This window comes from Sphingopyxis macrogoltabida (assembly GCF_001307295.1).
GTDB lineage: Bacteria > Pseudomonadota > Alphaproteobacteria > Sphingomonadales > Sphingomonadaceae > Sphingopyxis > Sphingopyxis macrogoltabida_B.
In genome coordinates this window covers 320,385-337,623 of sequence record NZ_CP012700.1, presented here as the reverse complement: position 1 = coordinate 337,623, position 17,239 = coordinate 320,385, and the positions used below count along the sequence as shown (strand labels likewise).

General features: G+C 66.8%; 15 protein-coding genes. 6 read left to right on the top strand and 9 right to left on the bottom strand.

Annotated elements, in window-relative coordinates:
• Positions 1–21 precede the first annotated feature (21 nt).
• From AN936_RS01670 to AN936_RS01650, 5 genes are read left to right on the top strand one after another with little or no spacing between them, the layout of a single operon-like run.
• On the top strand, positions 22–900 hold the full coding sequence (locus tag AN936_RS01670) for an NAD(P)-dependent oxidoreductase (RefSeq protein ID WP_084758607.1): 879 nt from the start codon (positions 22–24) through the stop codon (positions 898–900).
• Entirely contained in the window at positions 897–2,543 is a 1,647-nt protein-coding gene (locus tag AN936_RS01665; protein WP_054586625.1) for an amidohydrolase, read from the top strand. The genes AN936_RS01670 and AN936_RS01665 overlap by 4 nt, the downstream gene beginning before the upstream one ends.
• A gap of 4 nt (positions 2,544–2,547) precedes the next feature.
• Positions 2,548–3,369, top strand: coding sequence for a class I mannose-6-phosphate isomerase (locus AN936_RS01660; protein WP_054586624.1), 822 nt, complete (start codon positions 2,548–2,550; stop codon positions 3,367–3,369).
• Positions 3,366–4,637 carry an NAD(P)/FAD-dependent oxidoreductase gene (locus tag AN936_RS01655; RefSeq protein ID WP_054586623.1) on the top strand — a complete coding sequence of 424 codons (1,272 nt, stop codon included), beginning with the start codon at positions 3,366–3,368 and terminating at the stop codon, positions 4,635–4,637. Before AN936_RS01660 ends, AN936_RS01655 begins: the two co-directional genes overlap by 4 nt.
• Before the next feature lie 19 nt (positions 4,638–4,656).
• Positions 4,657–5,805, top strand: a complete 1,149-nt coding sequence (locus AN936_RS01650; RefSeq protein WP_054586622.1) for an alpha-hydroxy acid oxidase — start codon at positions 4,657–4,659, stop codon at positions 5,803–5,805.
• A gap of 162 nt (positions 5,806–5,967) precedes the next feature.
• Here AN936_RS01650 and creD read toward each other — a convergent pair whose 3' ends face one another.
• Positions 5,968–7,449, bottom strand: a complete 1,482-nt coding sequence (creD, locus tag AN936_RS01645; RefSeq protein ID WP_084758101.1) for a cell envelope integrity protein CreD — start codon at positions 7,447–7,449, stop codon at positions 5,968–5,970.
• Between the two features lie 179 nt (positions 7,450–7,628).
• Here creD and AN936_RS01640 point away from each other — a divergent pair, with 179 nt between their 5' ends.
• Entirely contained in the window at positions 7,629–9,194 is a 1,566-nt protein-coding gene (locus AN936_RS01640; RefSeq protein WP_054586621.1) for a toll/interleukin-1 receptor domain-containing protein, read from the top strand.
• 60 nt (positions 9,195–9,254) lie between these two features.
• Here the strand turns inward: AN936_RS01640 and AN936_RS01635 are convergent, their stop codons facing one another.
• From AN936_RS01635 to AN936_RS01600, 8 genes are all read right to left on the bottom strand, one after another.
• Entirely contained in the window at positions 9,255–9,989 is a 735-nt protein-coding gene (locus AN936_RS01635) for a TorF family putative porin (protein ID WP_054586620.1), read from the bottom strand.
• 212 nt (positions 9,990–10,201) lie between these two features.
• A complete protein-coding gene (gene xth, locus AN936_RS01630) occupies positions 10,202–10,972 on the bottom strand; it encodes an exodeoxyribonuclease III (RefSeq protein ID WP_054586619.1) in 771 nt (256 codons plus the stop codon).
• A 39-nt stretch (positions 10,973–11,011) separates the two neighbouring features.
• On the bottom strand, positions 11,012–11,353 hold the full coding sequence (gene erpA / locus AN936_RS01625; RefSeq protein ID WP_054586618.1) for an iron-sulfur cluster insertion protein ErpA: 342 nt from the start codon (positions 11,351–11,353) through the stop codon (positions 11,012–11,014).
• Between the two features lie 88 nt (positions 11,354–11,441).
• The gene (locus tag AN936_RS01620) at positions 11,442–12,116 is read right to left on the bottom strand and encodes a M23 family metallopeptidase (RefSeq protein WP_234715708.1); all 675 of its coding nucleotides are present in this window, start codon (positions 12,114–12,116) and stop codon (positions 11,442–11,444) included.
• Between the two features lie 141 nt (positions 12,117–12,257).
• Entirely contained in the window at positions 12,258–13,049 is a 792-nt protein-coding gene (locus AN936_RS01615; protein WP_054586616.1) for a ferritin-like domain-containing protein, read from the bottom strand.
• Position 13,050: 1 nt separating this feature from the next.
• The gene (locus AN936_RS01610) at positions 13,051–13,518 is read right to left on the bottom strand and encodes a peroxiredoxin (protein ID WP_054586615.1); all 468 of its coding nucleotides are present in this window, start codon (positions 13,516–13,518) and stop codon (positions 13,051–13,053) included.
• Positions 13,515–16,232, bottom strand: a complete 2,718-nt coding sequence (locus AN936_RS01605) for a bifunctional [glutamine synthetase] adenylyltransferase/[glutamine synthetase]-adenylyl-L-tyrosine phosphorylase (protein WP_054586614.1) — start codon at positions 16,230–16,232, stop codon at positions 13,515–13,517. The genes AN936_RS01610 and AN936_RS01605 overlap by 4 nt, the downstream gene beginning before the upstream one ends.
• Before the next feature lie 133 nt (positions 16,233–16,365).
• The gene (locus tag AN936_RS01600; protein WP_054586613.1) at positions 16,366–17,160 is read right to left on the bottom strand and encodes a response regulator; all 795 of its coding nucleotides are present in this window, start codon (positions 17,158–17,160) and stop codon (positions 16,366–16,368) included.
• Between the last annotated feature and the right edge of the window lie 79 nt (positions 17,161–17,239).

Here is a 17,239-nt window from a genome sequence, read left to right as displayed (position 1 = left end):
ACCATGGTTATGGACCGGTATATGAGCGAACAAAAATTGCGTATCAGCTTCATCGGCACCGGCGTCATGGGCGGACCGATGGCGGGCCATCTCGTCAAGGCGGGGCATGACCTCACTGTCTACAACCGCACCCGTGCCAAGGCGGACGCCTGGGTGGCACAGCATGGCGGCGCGGCGGCATCGACGCCGGCCGAAGCCGCGAAAGACGCCGACGTCATACTCTCGTGCGTCGGCAATGACGACGACCTCGCGCAGGTCACGCTGGGCCGCGACGGCGCCTTTGCGGCGATGCGCAAGGGCGCGCTGTTCGTCGACCACACCACCGTTTCGGCCCGCATCGCCCGCCAGCTCTCGGTCGAGGCCGAATCGCTCGGGCTGCTCGCCCTCGACGCCCCCGTCTCGGGCGGCGAAGCCGGCGCCCAGAACGGCACCTTGTCGATCATGTGCGGCGGCACGCCCGAAGCCTTCGCCGCAGCCGAACCGGTGATGCGCGCCTATGCTGCGCGCATGGTCCATATCGGTGGGCCCGGCGCCGGACAGACGACAAAGATGGTCAACCAGATCGCGATCGCCGGCGTGTTGCAGGGGCTGTCCGAGGCGCTCCGCTTTGCGCAGGCGTCGGACCTCGACACCGACAAGGTGTTCGAAGCGGTGTCGGGCGGCGCCGCGGCAAGCTGGCAGATGCTCAACCGCTGGGGCACGATGGCGAAGGACGAATTCGATTTCGGCTTCGCGGTCGACTGGATGCGCAAGGACCTCGGCCTCGCGCTCGAAGAAGCGCGCCTCAACGGCGCGACCTTGCCGGTCGCGAGCCTCGTCGACCAATTTTATGCCGACGTTCAAAAGGCCGGTCATGGCCGCCGCGACACGAGTTCGCTGGTGACGAGGCTGCCGAAGTGAAACGCCTCGCCCTTGCCGCGCTGCTGCCGCTGGTCGCCGTACCGGCACAGGCCGATACGCTCGTCGACAATGTCAACGGCATCACGCTCGACAAGGACGGCAAGCTCGTCCGCTTCACCGGACTGGTCATCGCGTCCGACGGCAAGGTCAAACAGCTCCTCGACCGCAAGGACAAGCGCCCCGAACGTCCCGATTTCAAGGAGGACGGCAAAGGCCGCACGCTGATTCCGGGCATGATCGACGCCCACGGCCACGTCATGGGCTTTGGCTTCTCGCTGATGCTGCTCGACCTGTCGGAGACGAAATCGCTCGCCGAGGCGCAGGCGGCGATCCGCAAATATGCCGCGGCGAACCCCGAAATGCCGTGGATCATCGGGTCGGGCTGGAATCAGGAAAAATGGGGTCTCGGCCGTTTCCCGACCGCCGCCGACCTCGACGCCGCGGTTCCCGACCGTCCCGTCTGGCTCGAACGCATCGACGGCCATGCCGGCTGGGCGAACAGCGCGGCGATGGCAGCGGCGAAGGTCAGCGCGACCAGCAAATCGCCCGATGGCGGCCGCATCGAGATGGCGGACGGCAAGCCGAGCGGCGTGTTCGTCGATGCGGCGATGGCGCTGGTCAACAATGCCAAGCCCAAGCCGCTGGCGCGCGACCTCGACCGCGCCCTCTATCTGGCGCAGCAAAAGCTGCTCGAACAGGGCATCACCAGCATCGCCGACATGGGCACGACGATCGCCGACTGGCAGGCGTTTCGCCGCGCCGGCGACAAGAAGCAGCTCGCGATCCGCATCCTCAGCTACGGCGCCGACATCGACAATATGGCGATCATCGCCGGACAGGAACCGACGCCCTGGCTGTACGACGACCGGCTGCGCATGGTGGGGGTCAAGCTCTATCTCGACGGCGCGCTCGGTTCGCGCGGCGCGTGGCTGAAACAGCCCTATAGCGACGCGCCGGGGCAGAAGGGCCTGCCGCTGCTGACCCCCGCGCAGCTCCGCAACAAGATGGTGCGCGCATCGATGGACAATTTCCAGGTCGCGATCCACGCGATCGGAGATGCCGCCAACGCCGAAGCGCTCGCCGCAATCGGCGACCTGACCGCCGACCTGCCCGGCGAGCGGCGCTGGCGGATCGAACATGCGCAGGTCATCGACCTCGCCGACATTGCACGTTTCGCGCAATTGAAGGTCATCGCCTCGATGCAGCCGATCCACCAGCCGTCGGACCGCCTGATGGCCGAGGCGCGGCTGGGCCCCGACCGGCTCAAGGGCGCCTATGCGTGGCGCAGCCTCGAAAACGCCGGCGTCCGCCTCGCCTTCGGCTCCGACGTGCCTGTCGAAAGTTCGAACCCCTTCCCCGGCATCGCCGCCGCCATTTCGCGCACCGATGCCGCGGGCCAGCCGTTCGGCGGCTGGCATCCCGAAGAAGCGGTGACACGCGAAACCGCGCTCGACGGCTTCACCCGCACCGCCGCCTTCGCCGCCTTCGCCGAAGACCGGCTCGGCACGCTGATGCCAGGGATGCGCGCCGACTTCCTGATCGTCGACGGCGATCCGCTGATGGCGAGCCCCGACGAGATCCGCCGCATGGCGCCGCTCGAAACCTGGATCGGGGGATATCGGTATTACAAGCGGAAGGAGTGACCCGATGCCTGTAACCCGCCTCACCCCCCGCCGCGTCGCCAAGCCGTGGGGCCGCACCGACATCGGCCCGCTGTTCGATGCCGGCGGCGAGCGTATCGGCGAAATCTGGTTCGAACTCCCCGACGGACGCCCCGAACCGGCGCTGCTGATCAAATATCTCTTCACCTCCGAAGCGCTGTCGGTGCAGGTCCACCCCGACGACGCCGGGGCACAAGCGGTCGGCGCGCGGCAGGGCAAGGAAGAGGCGTGGGTGATCCTCGACGCCGACGACGACGCGGCGATCGGCCTCGGCCTCGAACAGCGCATCGCGCCCGAAGAACTGCGCGACGCCGCGCTCGACGGCAGCATCGAGGAACTGATCGACTGGAAACCGGTCGCGCCGGGCGATCATTTCCACGTCACGCCCGGCACGATCCACGCGATCGGCGGTGGCCTGACCTTGGTCGAGGTCCAGCAATATGCCGACATTACCTATCGCCTCTACGACTATGGCCGCCCGCGCGACCTGCATCTCGAGGAGGCGATGGCCTGCGCCGACCCCGGCCCCTATCTGACGCCGAACCTTCGGACGCCGATCGCGGTCGGCGTCGACCGCCTCGTCGACGGCCCGAAATTCGGCCTTGTCGATGCGCACCTCGACGATTTCGCCGCGCTTCCCGATCTCGGCGCCTCTGGCCCCGTCTGGTTCATCCCCGTCGACGGTTCGGGAGAGATCGACGGCGAGCCGTGGCGGCCCGGCGAATGCTGGCTGTTCGACGATGCCGCGAACCTCGCCGCACTCGCCGGCAGCGGCAGGGCGCTGATCGCCTGGGCGACCGCCGCATGAGCCTCGATCGCCGCAAGCTGCTCGCATCGCTCGCCGCCGTCCCTGCCGCACTCGCGGTCGGCGCCGCGGCAAGGGAGAAGAAGGAACCGAAGCCGAAGGATCCACCCGAGCCGCGCAAATCACGCAAGCGCAAGGGCGCCAAGGCACCGGAGAGTCATGTCGACGTCGCGGTCGTCGGCGCCGGCGCGCTCGGTGCGTGGACCGTGTGGCACATTGTCCGGCAGGGCAAAAGCGTCCGGCTGTTCGACGCCTATGGCGCGGGCAACGGCCGCGCCGCGTCGAACCTGCCGTCGATGCTGCTCGACCCGGCGCAGGGCGGCGACGCGCTTTACGCCAGCCTCGTCTCCGACAGCTATGCGGCGTGGGACAGGCTTTCCGACACCGCCAGCTTGCCGATCCTGACGCCGTGCCAGGCGCTGACGACGCTCGCCGCAACCGACCCGGCCGCTGCACCGCGCGGCAGCGAGCGCGAAAGCGGCGACAAGCTCAGGAACCGCTTCACCCAGATCGCCTGGCACGCGGGCGAAGCGGCCTATATCGCCGACAAGGCCGCCATGCTGGCCGGGCGCCGCGGCGTCCTCGAAACCTTGCTCGACGCACAGGTAGAGCCCGAGGCGGTGGTGATGCCCGCCCCGCTCCGCGACAAGCGCCGCGATGTCTATGCCCTCCCCGACGGCGGCACGGCAGGCAGCATCGTCTATGCCTGCGGCGCGTGGCTGACCGAACTCTTCCCGCAGTTGCTGACGCCGCAGCGGCTTTCGGCGGTGCGCAGCCAGGTCTTCCAATTCGGCCCCGGACAGGGCGACCTGCAATATCGCCCGCCCGCCATGCCCGCCTTTATCGACCGCGCCTATGGCTTTACCGCGCTTCCCGACATCGAGGGCGAGGGCGTGCGCTGCTGGCGCAGCACGGGCGATGCCAGCGTCGATCCCGACAGCTTCGACCGGCGCGCCGACGAACGCGCGCTCGCCGATGTCCGCCAGTGGCTTGCCAGCCGACTGCCGCGCATCGGCACCGCACCGGTCGTCGCCAGCGCCGCGGTGCACGATTGCCGCACCGCCACCGGCGACCTGCTGCTCGACCGTCTGCCCGACCATCCGCGCGCGTGGGTCGTCGGCGGCGGCGCGGGACGCGCCTTCGCGCTGGCCCCCGCGATCGGCGCGCGCGTCGCGGCGCATGTCGCCGACGCCGGACGCCCGGTCGAGCCGCGCTGGGCGCTCGCCCGGTTGACGGGCGGCATCGTCACGCCGCCCCCGCCGCCATCCTGATTTCGCTCCGGGGGGAAGCATGCGCCTGACCGACTGCCACAATATCGAAGACTTTCGCGCGCTGGCGAAACGCCGCCTGCCCTGGCCGGTGTTCGACTATATCGACGGGGCGGCCGACGACGAGGTGACCCGCCGCCGTAACCGCGATGCGTTCGACCGCTGCGACCTGATCCCGCGCGTCCTCGCCGGGGTCGAAAGCATCGACATGCGCACGACGCTGTTCGGGCGCGAGATGGCGATGCCGCTGTTCCTGTCGCCGACCGCGCTCCAGCGTCTCTTTCACTGGCAGGGCGAACGCGCCGTCCTCCGCGCCGCCGCGAACGCCGGGACCGTCGCGGGCATCTCCAGCCTCGCGACGATCGGCCTCGCCGATGCGGGGGCGCTCACCGACGGGCCCAAGCTGTTCCAGCTCTACGTCCACCACGACGAAGGCCTCAACAAGGCGATGCTCGACGCCGCGCGCGCTGCGAAGTTCGACGCCGTCGCGCTGACCGTCGACACGATCGTCGGCGGCAACCGCGAGCGCTGCCTGCGGTCGGGATTCACGTCGCCGCCGCGCTTTACCGCGCGCAACATGCTGAGCTACGCGATCAAGCCCGGCTGGGGGCTGAACTATGTCCTCCGCGAGAAATTCAGCCTGCCCAATCTCGCGACGCATGTCTCCGAAGGATCAAGCGTCCCCAAGTCGGTCGCCGAATATTTTACCTCGATGCTCGACCAGAGCCTCGACTGGCGGCGCGCGGAGGCGATCCGCAAGGAATGGGACGGCCCCTTCTGCCTCAAGGGCATCGCTGCTGTCGAAGACGCGAAGCGCGCGGTCGATATCGGCGCCACGGCGATCATGGTGTCGAACCACGGCGGGCGCCAGCTCGACGGCAGTATTTCGCCCTTCGACGCGCTCGCCGAAATCGTCGACGCGGTCGGCGACCGGATCGAGGTGATCTGCGACGGCGGCATCACGCGCGGCACCCATGTCCTGAAGGCGCTGTCGGTCGGCGCGAAAGCCTGCTCGGGCGGCCGGCTCTATCTCTACGCGCTCGCCGCGGCGGGCGAAGACGGCGTCAGCCGCGCGGTCGGGCTGCTCCGCGCCGAGATCGAACGCGGGATGAAGCTGATGGGGGCCAAGACCCTCGCGGATCTCGGCCCCCACAATCTGCGCTGGCGGTAGAAAATATCCTCCCCATCGACTTGCGAGGGGGAGGGGGACCGCCGCGAAGCGGCGGTGGAGGGGCCGAAGCCGTACGCTAAGCTACGAGGTCATAACCCCTCCGTCAGCCTCGTTGAGGCTGCCACCTCCCCATCACAAGTCGATGGGGAGGATCGCGAAATGCTAGGCCGCCACCGGCTCCTCCTTCTTCCCCAATCCGCCCCAGTCGATGTTGCGCGTCATGTACATCACGCCCGCGAGCGCAAAGAACATCAGCACCGAACCGATCAGCAGCGAATAGGCCTCGAGGTTGAGCAGGACATAGAGCAAGGCATAGAGTCCGATCAGCATCGCGGCGAGGAAGCGGGCGCGCTTCCAGCTCTTGAGTACCGCCGCGCTATACGCCGCGAGCAGCCCGATGATCGCCGCCGACGCCAGCAAATAGGCGGGCGTGAAGCCGATCACTTCGGCAAAGGCGAGCAACAGTACGAAGAACAGCACCAGCGCGACGCCGGTGAGCAGATATTCGGCCGCCGCGACCCGCGCTCCCGCGATGATGTCGAACATCAGGAAGGCGACGAAGGTGAAGCCGATGAACAGGAAGCCATATTTGATGCTGCGGTCGACCTGGCTGTAGAGGTCGACGGGCTCGATCAAGCTGATCGCGACCGCCTTTGCGGTGCCGCCCGACGCCTCGGCGGCGGTGTCGGCAGCGACGGCGACCTCGACCGGCACCGGCTCCATATAACCGCGTCCGCCATAATTGGTCGTCACCGGCGGCGACAGGTCGCCGGTCAGCACCTGCGCCTGCCCCAGCGCGAGGTTGGGGATCGCATAGGTCGCGGTGAAGCCGCTGCCCGTCACATTGCGCTTCGCGGGCAGGAAATCGCCGCCGAAGCTCGGGTTGGGCCAGCTCGACTTGACCGTCCAGCGCGTGTCGACCCCGCGCGGGATCAGCTTGAAATCGCCGAGCCCGCGGACGCCGACCCGGTAATCGACCTTCATCGGCGCCGCGGCGCTCCAGTCGACGAAAGCAAAGGTCCCCGAATTTCCGGTCGATAGCAGCCCCTTGCCCGGCTGGAGCGCCAGCGGCGTGCCGTCGATGCTCAGGCTGTTGCCATCGACAAGCCCGCGCGCGTCGCTGACCCCCAGCCGCACCTCGGCGCGGTCGAGCATCAGTGCGTCGCGCGTCACGCCATAGCGCGCAATATCGGCGGGCAGGACGAATTCGGCGCTGCCCGCGATCTGGCTTTCATAGACGACGGTTTCGTAAATCGCCTTTTTCCGCTTCTCGGGCTTGATCGTCACCTCGGCCGTGTTGCTCTGCGGCGAGAGATAGAGGTTGCGGATCATGTTGACCGAACGCGTCACATCACGGCCGTTTTCGGTGACCGTCTGCGTTTCGGTGGCGCGATAGGGAATGACGATCACCGGCCCGGCGATCGTCTGCTGCCCGCCCCACCCCTGCCCGATCGAGGCTTGCGCGGTTTCGGCCTGCTGCTGGCGGTCCCAGAGCAGGCCATAGACCATCAGCAAGGGAACCATCAGCGCAACCGCGATGAACACCGCAATGACCAGCTTGACGCCGGGACTGCGTTCGCCGCGCGCCGGAGGATTGGGCGGCGCGGCGGCGGGAACGGAGGCATTTCGGGGGGCTTGAGCCATGGGAATGAGTTCTCCTATCGGTTCAATTCGTCGATGGATTTGCACGCTTCATCGACATGGTCAAGCGGCTTGCGGTGGATTGCGCCTGTGATTGCCGATGCTTGCCAACATCGGCGGGGCTGCTATCGCTGAAGGCAGATTTCGCGGCACAAGCGAAAATTTGCGGGATTGCAGTGACGATGACGGAAAATGCAGCGGGCGATGCGACCGAACGCCCCTATGATATTTTCATCAGCTACAGCCGCGCCGACGCCGTCAAGGCGTCGCAGATTCGCGACCTGCTGACCGCGCGCGGCCACCATGTCTTTTTCGACGCCGAGGGAATCGACGCCGGGGCAGAATTTCCCGACGTCATCGACCGCGCGGTCAAGGGCGCCAAGGTCGTGCTAGGGTGCTGGACGCCCGCCGCGATCCAGCGCCGCTGGGTCCGCATCGAAAGCCGCATCGGCCTCGATCGCGGTTCGCTCGTCGCGATCGGGCTGGAGAAGATGGACCCGGAGGCGCTGCCCGCCGAATTTTACAACGTCAACGTCGTCGATCTGTCGAAATTCGACGGCAATGCGGCCCATCCGGCTTGGCAACGCGTACTCGCGGCAATCGACCGGCGCCTCGGCGGCGGCGCTCCGCTCGCGACCCCGGCCGATGCGGCAGGACGCGCGCCCGTATCCCGGCGGCGCTTCCCGTCCCTCGCACTCGGTGCCGCCGCCGCGCTGGCGGTTGCAGCGCTGGCCGGCGGGGGCTGGTATTATAGCGCGCAGGCGGTCGCATTCGACCAGGCGGCGGTCGAGGCGGGCTTCGACAAGACGGTGACGGCAACCGAACCGGTGATCGCCAACGCCGTCGTCAGCGCGCTGGGCGACACCGAAAAGGCGACCAACGGCAAGATTTTCTGGGGACTCGCGCAGTTGATCGCGGTCGACAAGGCCACGGCCGCCGACAAATTGTCGCGCTTCGACGCGATGGTCGCCAAGTTCATGGGCGGCGGCTGCCATTGCGTCATGGTCGAAGGCGCGCCCTTTACCGTCGTGTCGCTGTGGACGCTCAAGGCCTATGGTGCCGCGGACCGGACGCCACCCGTGCCCGTCGTCGAGGCGCTGCTCGCGGCGCAAAATCGCGAAGGCTGGTGGTCGAGCGCGATGGACGCCGCCGACCGGCCCGACAATGCCGCGACCTATGTCACCGCCTTCGCGGTCATCGCGCTGCGCGAGATCGATGCCGCACTGAAAGGCGAACCGGCGTTGCAGGAAAAGGTGCGTACGGCGCGGAGCCGGGCGGTCGAATGGCTGATGCGGCGGCGGCCGAAAGCGGGGGTCAACTGGGCCGACTATCCCGACAACAGCCTGCGCACCGAAACGCCTTCGATCTCCGCCATGGCGACGCTCGCGCTGATCCCGGAGGTCGGCGATGCCGAAGCGAAGGGCCTCGCCGCCGACTTCGTCGCGGGCATCGACAGGCTGTCGCCGATCCAGACCAATTTCTCGACCGACATCATGGTGACGCGTGCCGACGGCGAGACCTATGTCGATACCTATCGCCATGTTCCGGCGGGGTGGGAGGTCCACGCACTCGCAAAGAGCTACCCGCTTCTCGCGGGCGATGCGGCGGCCAAGGCGGGGCGCCTGCTCGATCAAGCCGGAGCGATCAGCCTCTCCGACCCGCAGCTCGCGCGGCAGGACTGGATGCTCGCCGAACAATATATGGGTTGGCGCGGCGCCCGCGATGCGCTCGCGTCCGGAAAACCCTAAGATCCTGACCCTGGAATTGGTGGAGGCGACCTCCCCCCAGAGGCCGCCTCCGGCCCGGCGTCAGAACGCTGCGCCGAGCGAGAAGACGACCGCGCCGTCGGCGCCGACCGCTTCCTTGTAACCGCCGAACTTCGGGGCGTCGGTATTCACATAGGCGACCCCGAGGGTGAGCACCTTCCACGTGACATCGACGCCGACCGAATAGTCGAACACTTCGCCGTCGAGCCCGCCGAGGAAGCTGTCGCTCTTGGCATAGCCGACATGGCCCTTCAGCTTGAACGGGGTGTCGGGGATTTGCACGCCGACGTCGCTGTAGATGTAGACGCCGCTCGCGTCGCCGAGCGAATTCTGGCCACCGGGAGCCCAGGCGATGCCGCCCTTGACCGTCGCCGGGCCGATCGCGCCGGTCAGCGAGGCATAGGGTTCGATCACCGTCGTGTTGTTGGCGCCGGGGTAAAGATAGACGGTCGCGCCGATGTCGGCGGTCAGGCCGGGCGTGACCTCCTTGGCGAAGCCCGCAAAGACGTCGATTTCGGTGCCGTTGTTGAAGCCGATGCTCGATCCCCAGGTACCGACATACAGGCCGCTGTCGTGGCCAATGGTAAAGCCACCCTGGATCGCGGCTTCTTCGTTCGACTGGCTGAAGCCGCGGAAACGATAGTCGCTGACGACGGTGGCGCTGCCGGTGATGGTGATGCCGTCGCTATCTTCTTCGGCGTCCTGCGCGAAAGCGGGGGTCGAGAGGGCCGAAGCGGCGAGAAGCACGCCGAAGCATGCACGGGAGAGATTTTTCATGGACAGATCCCTGACTGGTTAAACGGATCGTCCCTGCCTGCCGCGCGACGGCCAGCCTCTTTTCGGGCCAGTCCGGTCTCGCGTGATCAACCTGTCAGCGAATTTGTTGCGGCGCACAAACGAAAAGTCGATGCGCGCCGTGTAAAACGACGCGCTGCGACTTTTTTGCAACAGTCGATGCAACCGCCGGCACTTGCCAGCGCGCGTGGATATCAGGAAAGCACCGCCCAGGTCGGCGCATGGTCGCTCGCCTTTTCGCGGCCGCGATGATCCTTGTCGACCCCGGCATCGACCAGCCGGTCGGCCAGCGCCGGGCTGAGCAGCAGGTGATCAATCCGGAAACCATGATCGCGTTGCCATCCGCCGGCTTGATAGTCCCAGAAGGTCCACACGCCGCCCGCCGGATGCCGGCTCCGGATGGCATCGGTCCAGCCGTCGCCGAGCAGGCGGAACCACGCATCGCGCGATTCGGGCTGCATCAGCGCGTCGGTCGCCATCGCGCGCGGGTCCCACACATCGTCGTCGTGCGGAATGACATTATAGTCGCCGGTCAGGATCGTCGGAATTTCGGCCGCCAGCAATGCTCTGGCGCGTTCGCGCAGCCGCGCCATCCAGCGCAGCTTGTAATCGAATTTCGGTCCCGGCTGGGGATTGCCGTTGGGAAGATAGATCGACGCGACGCGCAGACCATGGACTTCGGCTTCCAGATAGCGCGACTGCTCGTCTTCCGCTTCGCCGGCCAGCCCGCGCTGCACCTCGACAGGCTGCGTGCCCTTGGCGAGGATCGCGACGCCGTTGAAGCCCTTTTGCCCATGATAGAGGAAGCCGTAACCCGCGGCTTCGATCTCCTTGGTCGGCATCGTCTCGTCGCTCGACTTCAGTTCCTGCAGGCAGGCGATATCGGGCTGCGTTTCCTCGAGCCATTCGACGAGGCGCGGCAGACGGGCCTTGATCCCGTTGATATTGAAGGTCGCGATTTTCATGGCGCACCTATGCCAGCAAGCTGGCAGCTTAGAAAGGCGTCAGATCGAGAAGCTGGACCCGCAACCGCAGCCCGAGGCGGCGTTCGGATTTTCGACCTTGAAGGACGACCCGCCGAGCGAATCGACGAAATCGACGACGCAGCCGCGCACAAGGTCGATGCTGACCGGATCGACGACCAGTTTCACGCCGTCGGTTTCGGTGACGATATCATCGCCCTCGATGCTCTCGGCCAAGCCGAAACGATAGGTGAAGCCCGAACAGCCGCCGCCATCGACGGCGAGGCGCAGCGCCGGGGCGGCCCCGCCCTTGCGTTCCGCAATCCAGCGGACGCGCGCAGCGGCGGCGGGCGACAGGGTGATATCGGAAAGCTGGGTGGCCATGGGGCTTAGATAGGCGCTTTATCGCAAATGAAAAGGGCGCCCCGGCCTAAGGCCGGCGGACGCCCCCTCCTCTCCGACCCTGAATTTCTTACTCGGGACCGCCCATTGCGAGCTTGTCGCCCGTCAGCGCGGCGATCGCCATCGAATCCGAACGAACGAAGGGCATCGGATTGACCGGCGCGCCTTCGATGCGGACTTCATAATGGAGGTGGTTGCCCGTCGAACGCCCGGTCGAGCCGACATAGCCGACGATCTGGCCCTTCTTGACCGACTGTCCGGGGGTGACGATGTACGAAGACATATGGCCGTAGCGCGTCTGGATCGCGTTGCCATGTTCGATTTCGACATAATTACCATAGCCGCCCAGACGCTGGGCGCGGCCGACGATGCCGTCGGCGGTGGCATAGATGGGGGTGCCATGCGGCGCCGGAATGTCGATGCCGTTGTGGCGCGCGACCTTGCCCGTGATCGGGTGAACGCGCATGCCGTAGGACGAGGAGAGCGACATCTGCTCGATCGGGCGGCGCGACGGCACGGCAACGCCGATCGACGCGGTCAGGCCGGTGTCGAGACGCTTCCAAGCCTGGAAAATGGCGCGCGCCTCGGTGTCCTCGCTCGGCGAAACGCGGCCGGCGGTGAAGCTGTCGTCATCGGGTTCGTCGGGAACGTTGATGCTGGCATCGGCGCTGGTGTCGGCGGCGTGGACGGCCGGGGCGGCCAGTCCGAAACATGCTGCCGCGCAGATGATTGCGACTTGGTGCAACTTCTGCGCCAGAAGAGTGTTTATCAAAACGACGACCCCGCATTTGCCATGTCGCCAAAGTCACAAAAGAGCTTTGGCGCCGGTGTTTGTTGGTTTGGATGATTGCTCATCCCCCGCGAAGCCTGTGTGCTGTTCCAATCCTTACGAAGCAATAACGGCGTAGAATTCTTGCGTTAAACCGGCATCACGGCGCGCCGAGTCGTTGAACGGCGGTTTGAGCGCGCCCCGGAATCGCGATTTTACGAGGCTTTGCCACGTTTCGACGACGTTGAATCCCCGTTCGTCGCACAGCCAGCCGAACCAGACTGTGCCCGCGCTCACATGGCGAATCTCATCGCTATAGATTCGCGCCAATATCCGCGCCGAAACCTCGTCGCCGACGCCCTGGAAGCGGTCGATCGTCGCCGGTGTGACGTCGAGCCCGCGCGCTTCGAGCACCATCGGCACGATGGCCAGCCGGGCCAGCGCATCGTCTACGGTCAACTGCGCCGCTTCCCATAAGCCGGCATGTGCGGGCAGCGCGCCATAGTGGCTGCCGAGGCCGCGCAAACGACGGTCGAGCAGAGCGAAATGCATCGCTTCGTCGGCGGCGACGCCGATCCAGTCGTCGACGAACTGGCGCGGAAATTCACCGCCGAAGCGTCCGATCAGGTCGACCGCCAGATCGATCGCAACGAATTCGATGTGCGCGAGGGCGTGGAGTAGCGCGATCCGACCGCGCTCCGACCCGCCCTTGCGCCGCCGCGGCATCTGGTTCGGCGGCAGCAGTTCGGGCGTCGCCGGCCAGGCGGGCTGGTAGGGCATCGCGACGTCGCAGCGATGGTCGAGCCGCCCCTGCCGCCACGCGCGCGCTAGGCTGCGCGCGGCGCGGCGCTTGTCGTGCGGGTCGGGCGTCAGCAGCACGGCCCGTGCGGCTTCACCCAAACTCGTCATGTCAGAGCGCCTTCGCCGCCTCCAGCACCGCCTCGGCATGGCCTTTCACGCGGACCTTGCGCCATTCCTTCGCCAGCTTGCCGTCGGCACCGAACAGGAAGGTCGAGCGTTCGATCCCCATATAGGTGCGGCCGTAATTCTGCTTTTCGACCCATGTGCCGAACGCTTCGCACACCGCGCCGTCCTCGTCCGAAGCGAGGCGGACGGTCAGCCCGTATTTGTCGCGGAACTTGCAGAGCTTCGCCGGCGCGTCGCGCGACACCGCGAGCACCTGCGCCTTCAGATGCGCGAATTCGGGCGCGAGACGCGTGAAATCCTGCGCCTCGACCGTACAGCCGGGCGTATCGGCCTTGGGGTAGAAATAGACGACCAGCGGCGCGCCCTTCATCGCGGCGACGTCGATCGTCGCGCCGTCGGCATCGAGAAGTTTGACCGCCGGAATGGCATCTCCGATTTGCGGGCCGCTCATGATCCTGTCTCCTGCTGTACCGGCATTTGCGGGCGAATCGATGCCCACCAGCTCGCGACCTCCTGCCGTGCCGCGTCGTGCGCGGCAAGCAGTTGCGGCCAGCCCGGCTCGCCGCACGCACTCGCGACAAGTTGCCGCGCTGCGGCGGTGGCTGGCTCGCCCTCGGGCGCGGTGAGACGCAGCATCACGAGCATTCGCGCCAGCAGCCCGTGCGCGTCACACACCTCCGCCGGCGCAAGTCCGGCTGCCTTCAGGCACGCCAGCGCGGCGGCGATATTGGGGTCGTGACATTGCCCGCTGGCAAGCTGCGTCACCTGCATCGCGAATTCGAGGTCGACGAGCCCGCCGGGTCCGCCCTTGATATCGAGCGTCCCTTTGGGGGGCTTATGCGCCGCTATCCTGTCGCGCATTTCTGCCGCGTCCTGTGCCAGCTTCGCAGGATCGCGCGGCATCGAGAGCAGTTCGGCGATGATCCGGCCGACATCGGCCCGGGGCCCGGCCGATCCATAGACGGGACGCGCGCGAAGCAGCGCCATATGCTCCCACGTCCACGCCTCCTCGCGCTGGTAGCGTTCGAAGCTGTCGAGCGTGACGACGAGCGGCCCCTGCTCCCCCGACGGGCGGAGCCGCGTATCGACGTCATACAGCTTGCCTGCCGCGGTCGGCACCGACATCGCTGCGGTCACCCGCTGCGCAAGGCGGTTGTAATAGGTCGTCGCACCCAGCGGCCGCGGTCCGTCCGATTCGGCGAGATGGTCGCCGGTGAACAGATAGATGAGATCGAGGTCCGACGCGTGGGTCAGCGCCCGCCCGCCCAGCCGGCCGAGCGCCAGCACGATCAGTTCGCTGTCCGCAATGCGTCCGTGCGCCGCGACGAATTCGGCAACGGTCGCGTCGCCAAGCACCCCGAGCGCCGCCTCGGCGAGATCGGCGTAACCGCGCGCGATGATCAAAGGATCGGTCGCTCCGGCGATCAATTGCACGCCATAGGCGAAGCGCCGCTCGCCGACGCGATCGCGTACGCGATCGAGCAGCCGCTCATAATCGAGCCCCGCCAGCCCCGGTGCCCATTCGGCGCGCAAGGCTTCGGTGTCGGCGGGCGCATCGAAGGCACGGCTGTCGATCAGACCCTCGATCAGTTCGACCCGCGTCGCCAGCGCATCGGCGAGCGTCGGCGCGAGCGACAGGACGCGCGTCGCGACCTTCGCAAGCGCCGGCTGAGCCGCGAGCAGGTGGAAGAAATTGACCGCGCTCGGCAGGCCGGCGACAAGTTTGTCGAAGCGCAGCAACGCGCCATCGGGATCCGGCGCGGCGCCGAGTGCCTTCACCAGTTCGGGCAGCAACGTTTCCAGCGCATCGAGCGCCGCCGGACTGCGCAGCGCGCGCTGTTTGCCGCCGCGCCATTCGGCAATCGTGCGCAGCGCCGCATCGGGCGGGTCGAACCCGGCACCCATGAGCTGCGCCGCCAGTTCACCTTCGCCCTTCGGCAGGCCAGCGGTCACCGCACGTTCGGCGACGAGCCGGTCGTAGCAGGCGCCGACATCGGTCACGACGGGCTCCAGCATCGCGAGCAGCGCCGCACCGTCGGCATGCCCGTCGAGCCGGGCGACGCAATCGAGCGCCGCCGGCTGCACCGGCAGACTATGCGTCTGTTGATCCTCGATCATCTGCAGCCGATGCTCGACACGGCGTAGCGTCGCGTAATGGCCCGACAGGCGCTTGGCGATTTCAGCCTCGATCCGCCCCGCCTCGGCAAGCGCCGCGAGCGCATCGACCGTGGCGGGCGGGCGCAGCGACGGATCGCGCCCGCCGTAGATGAGCTGGTGGACCTGCGCGAAAAACTCGATCTCGCGAATTCCGCCGCGACCGCGCTTCAGGTCGTAACCCGGACCGAACGCCTGCCCCTGCGCGAAATGGTCGCGGATGCGATCGCTCATCGCGCCGATTTCCTTGAGCTGGCGGAAATCGAGACTGCGGCGCCAGATAAAGGGCTGGATCGCGCCCAGGAAACGCTCGCCAAGCACCCGGTCGCCGGCCGACGCGCGCGAGCGGATAAACGCCGCCTGCTCCCACGCCAGCGCCTCCGATTCATAATAGGAAATCGCGGCATTCACCGGCAACACGATCGGCGTGACTTCGGGATGCGGCCGCAAACGCAGATCGACGCGCAGCACATGGCCGTCGCCCGTGCGCGCCGACAAGATTTCGACCATCCGCCGCGCGATCCGCACCGCTGCTTCGTCGGGGTCGTCGCGCTGGCGCCGCGGCATGGCGTCGGGGTCGAAGATGAGGATCGGATCGATGTCCGACGAATAGTTGAGTTCGTAACTGCCGAGCTTGCCGAGCGCGATCACCGCGAGCCCGCGCGGTTCTTCGCCCGGCACGCGTTCGGCAAAAGCTGCAGCAAGCGCCGCATCGCAGGCTTCATCGGCAAAGTCCGTCAGCAACCGCGTCGTCGTCGCCACATCATGCTCGCCCGACAGGTCGCCCAGCGCGAGGAGCAGCGCCATCCGCCCGCGCCACTGGCGAAGCGTGCGCATGATATCGTCGTCGACCGGCGGGGCGGTCACGGCCGCTAGCGCGGCGTCGGTGCCTTCGGCAAGGAAACGCGCGACATCATCGGGGTTGAGATCGGCTAGACGCGCGAGAAACGGGGCGTGCGCAGTCAGTCGATCGAGCGCCGACTGGCGGGCGGAAGCGTGAAGTGCGGTCATCGACAGCCGCTATCGCTTGCCATCTGCAAGGTCGCAACCCCCACCTCGTCATTGCGAGCGCAGCGAAACAATCCAGAGCGGCTTGTCACGCCTTGGATTGCTTCGCTACGTTCGCAATGATGATAGGGCTAATTCAGGCCGGCACCGTGCTTTCGTCGAAGAACAGCACCTGCGAAATCGCCGCGCGCAGCGTCGCGGGCTGATAGGGCTTGGTCAGCAGGAACGCCGGCTCGGGGCGGTCGCCGGTCAGCAGCCGTTCGGGAAAAGCGGTGATGAAGATGACCGGCAACTTCACATCGGAAAGGATTTCCTGCACCGCTTCGATGCCCGAGCTGTTGTCGGCGAGCTGGATGTCCGCGAGCACCAGCCCCGGCTGATGCTTTTGCGCTTCGTCGACGGCCTCGCGGTGCGTTGTCGCGACCGCGACAACGTCGTGCCCCAGATCGCGGACGATCATTTCGATATCCATTGCGATGATCGGCTCATCCTCGATGATCAGGATGCGCGCGCGCGTCTGGCGATCGATCTCGTCGGTTGCTTCGGCGATCAGCGCATCGACCGATTCGGCGTCGCGACCGATGATCCGGCCAGTATCTTCGGCGCTGAATCCCTCGACCGCGGTTAGGAGCAATGCCTGCCGCGCAAGCGACGGAATACGGCGCAGCCGTGCGTCGGCGATTGCGATTTCGGAAAGCGCCTTCTGATCGTCATTCGCTGCCTGTTGGTTCATCAAGCCGAAATTATCGTGAACCATACGATAAAGCTGGATGCGAAGGTCGCTGCCGGTGTCGACCGAGCCGGGATTTGTGACCAGCGTCTCGAGCAGGCGCGCGACCAGCGCATCGCCGCTCTGCTGGCTCCCCGAAATGGCGCGGCCATAGCGCCTCAGATAGGGAAGATGCGGCGCAATCGCCTGACCCAATGACATGATATACCTCCTGATACAGGCCAGAGCCTGCCCCGAAACCCGCACGAAACCAAGCGAAACCCGGCCGTGGCACGTTCTG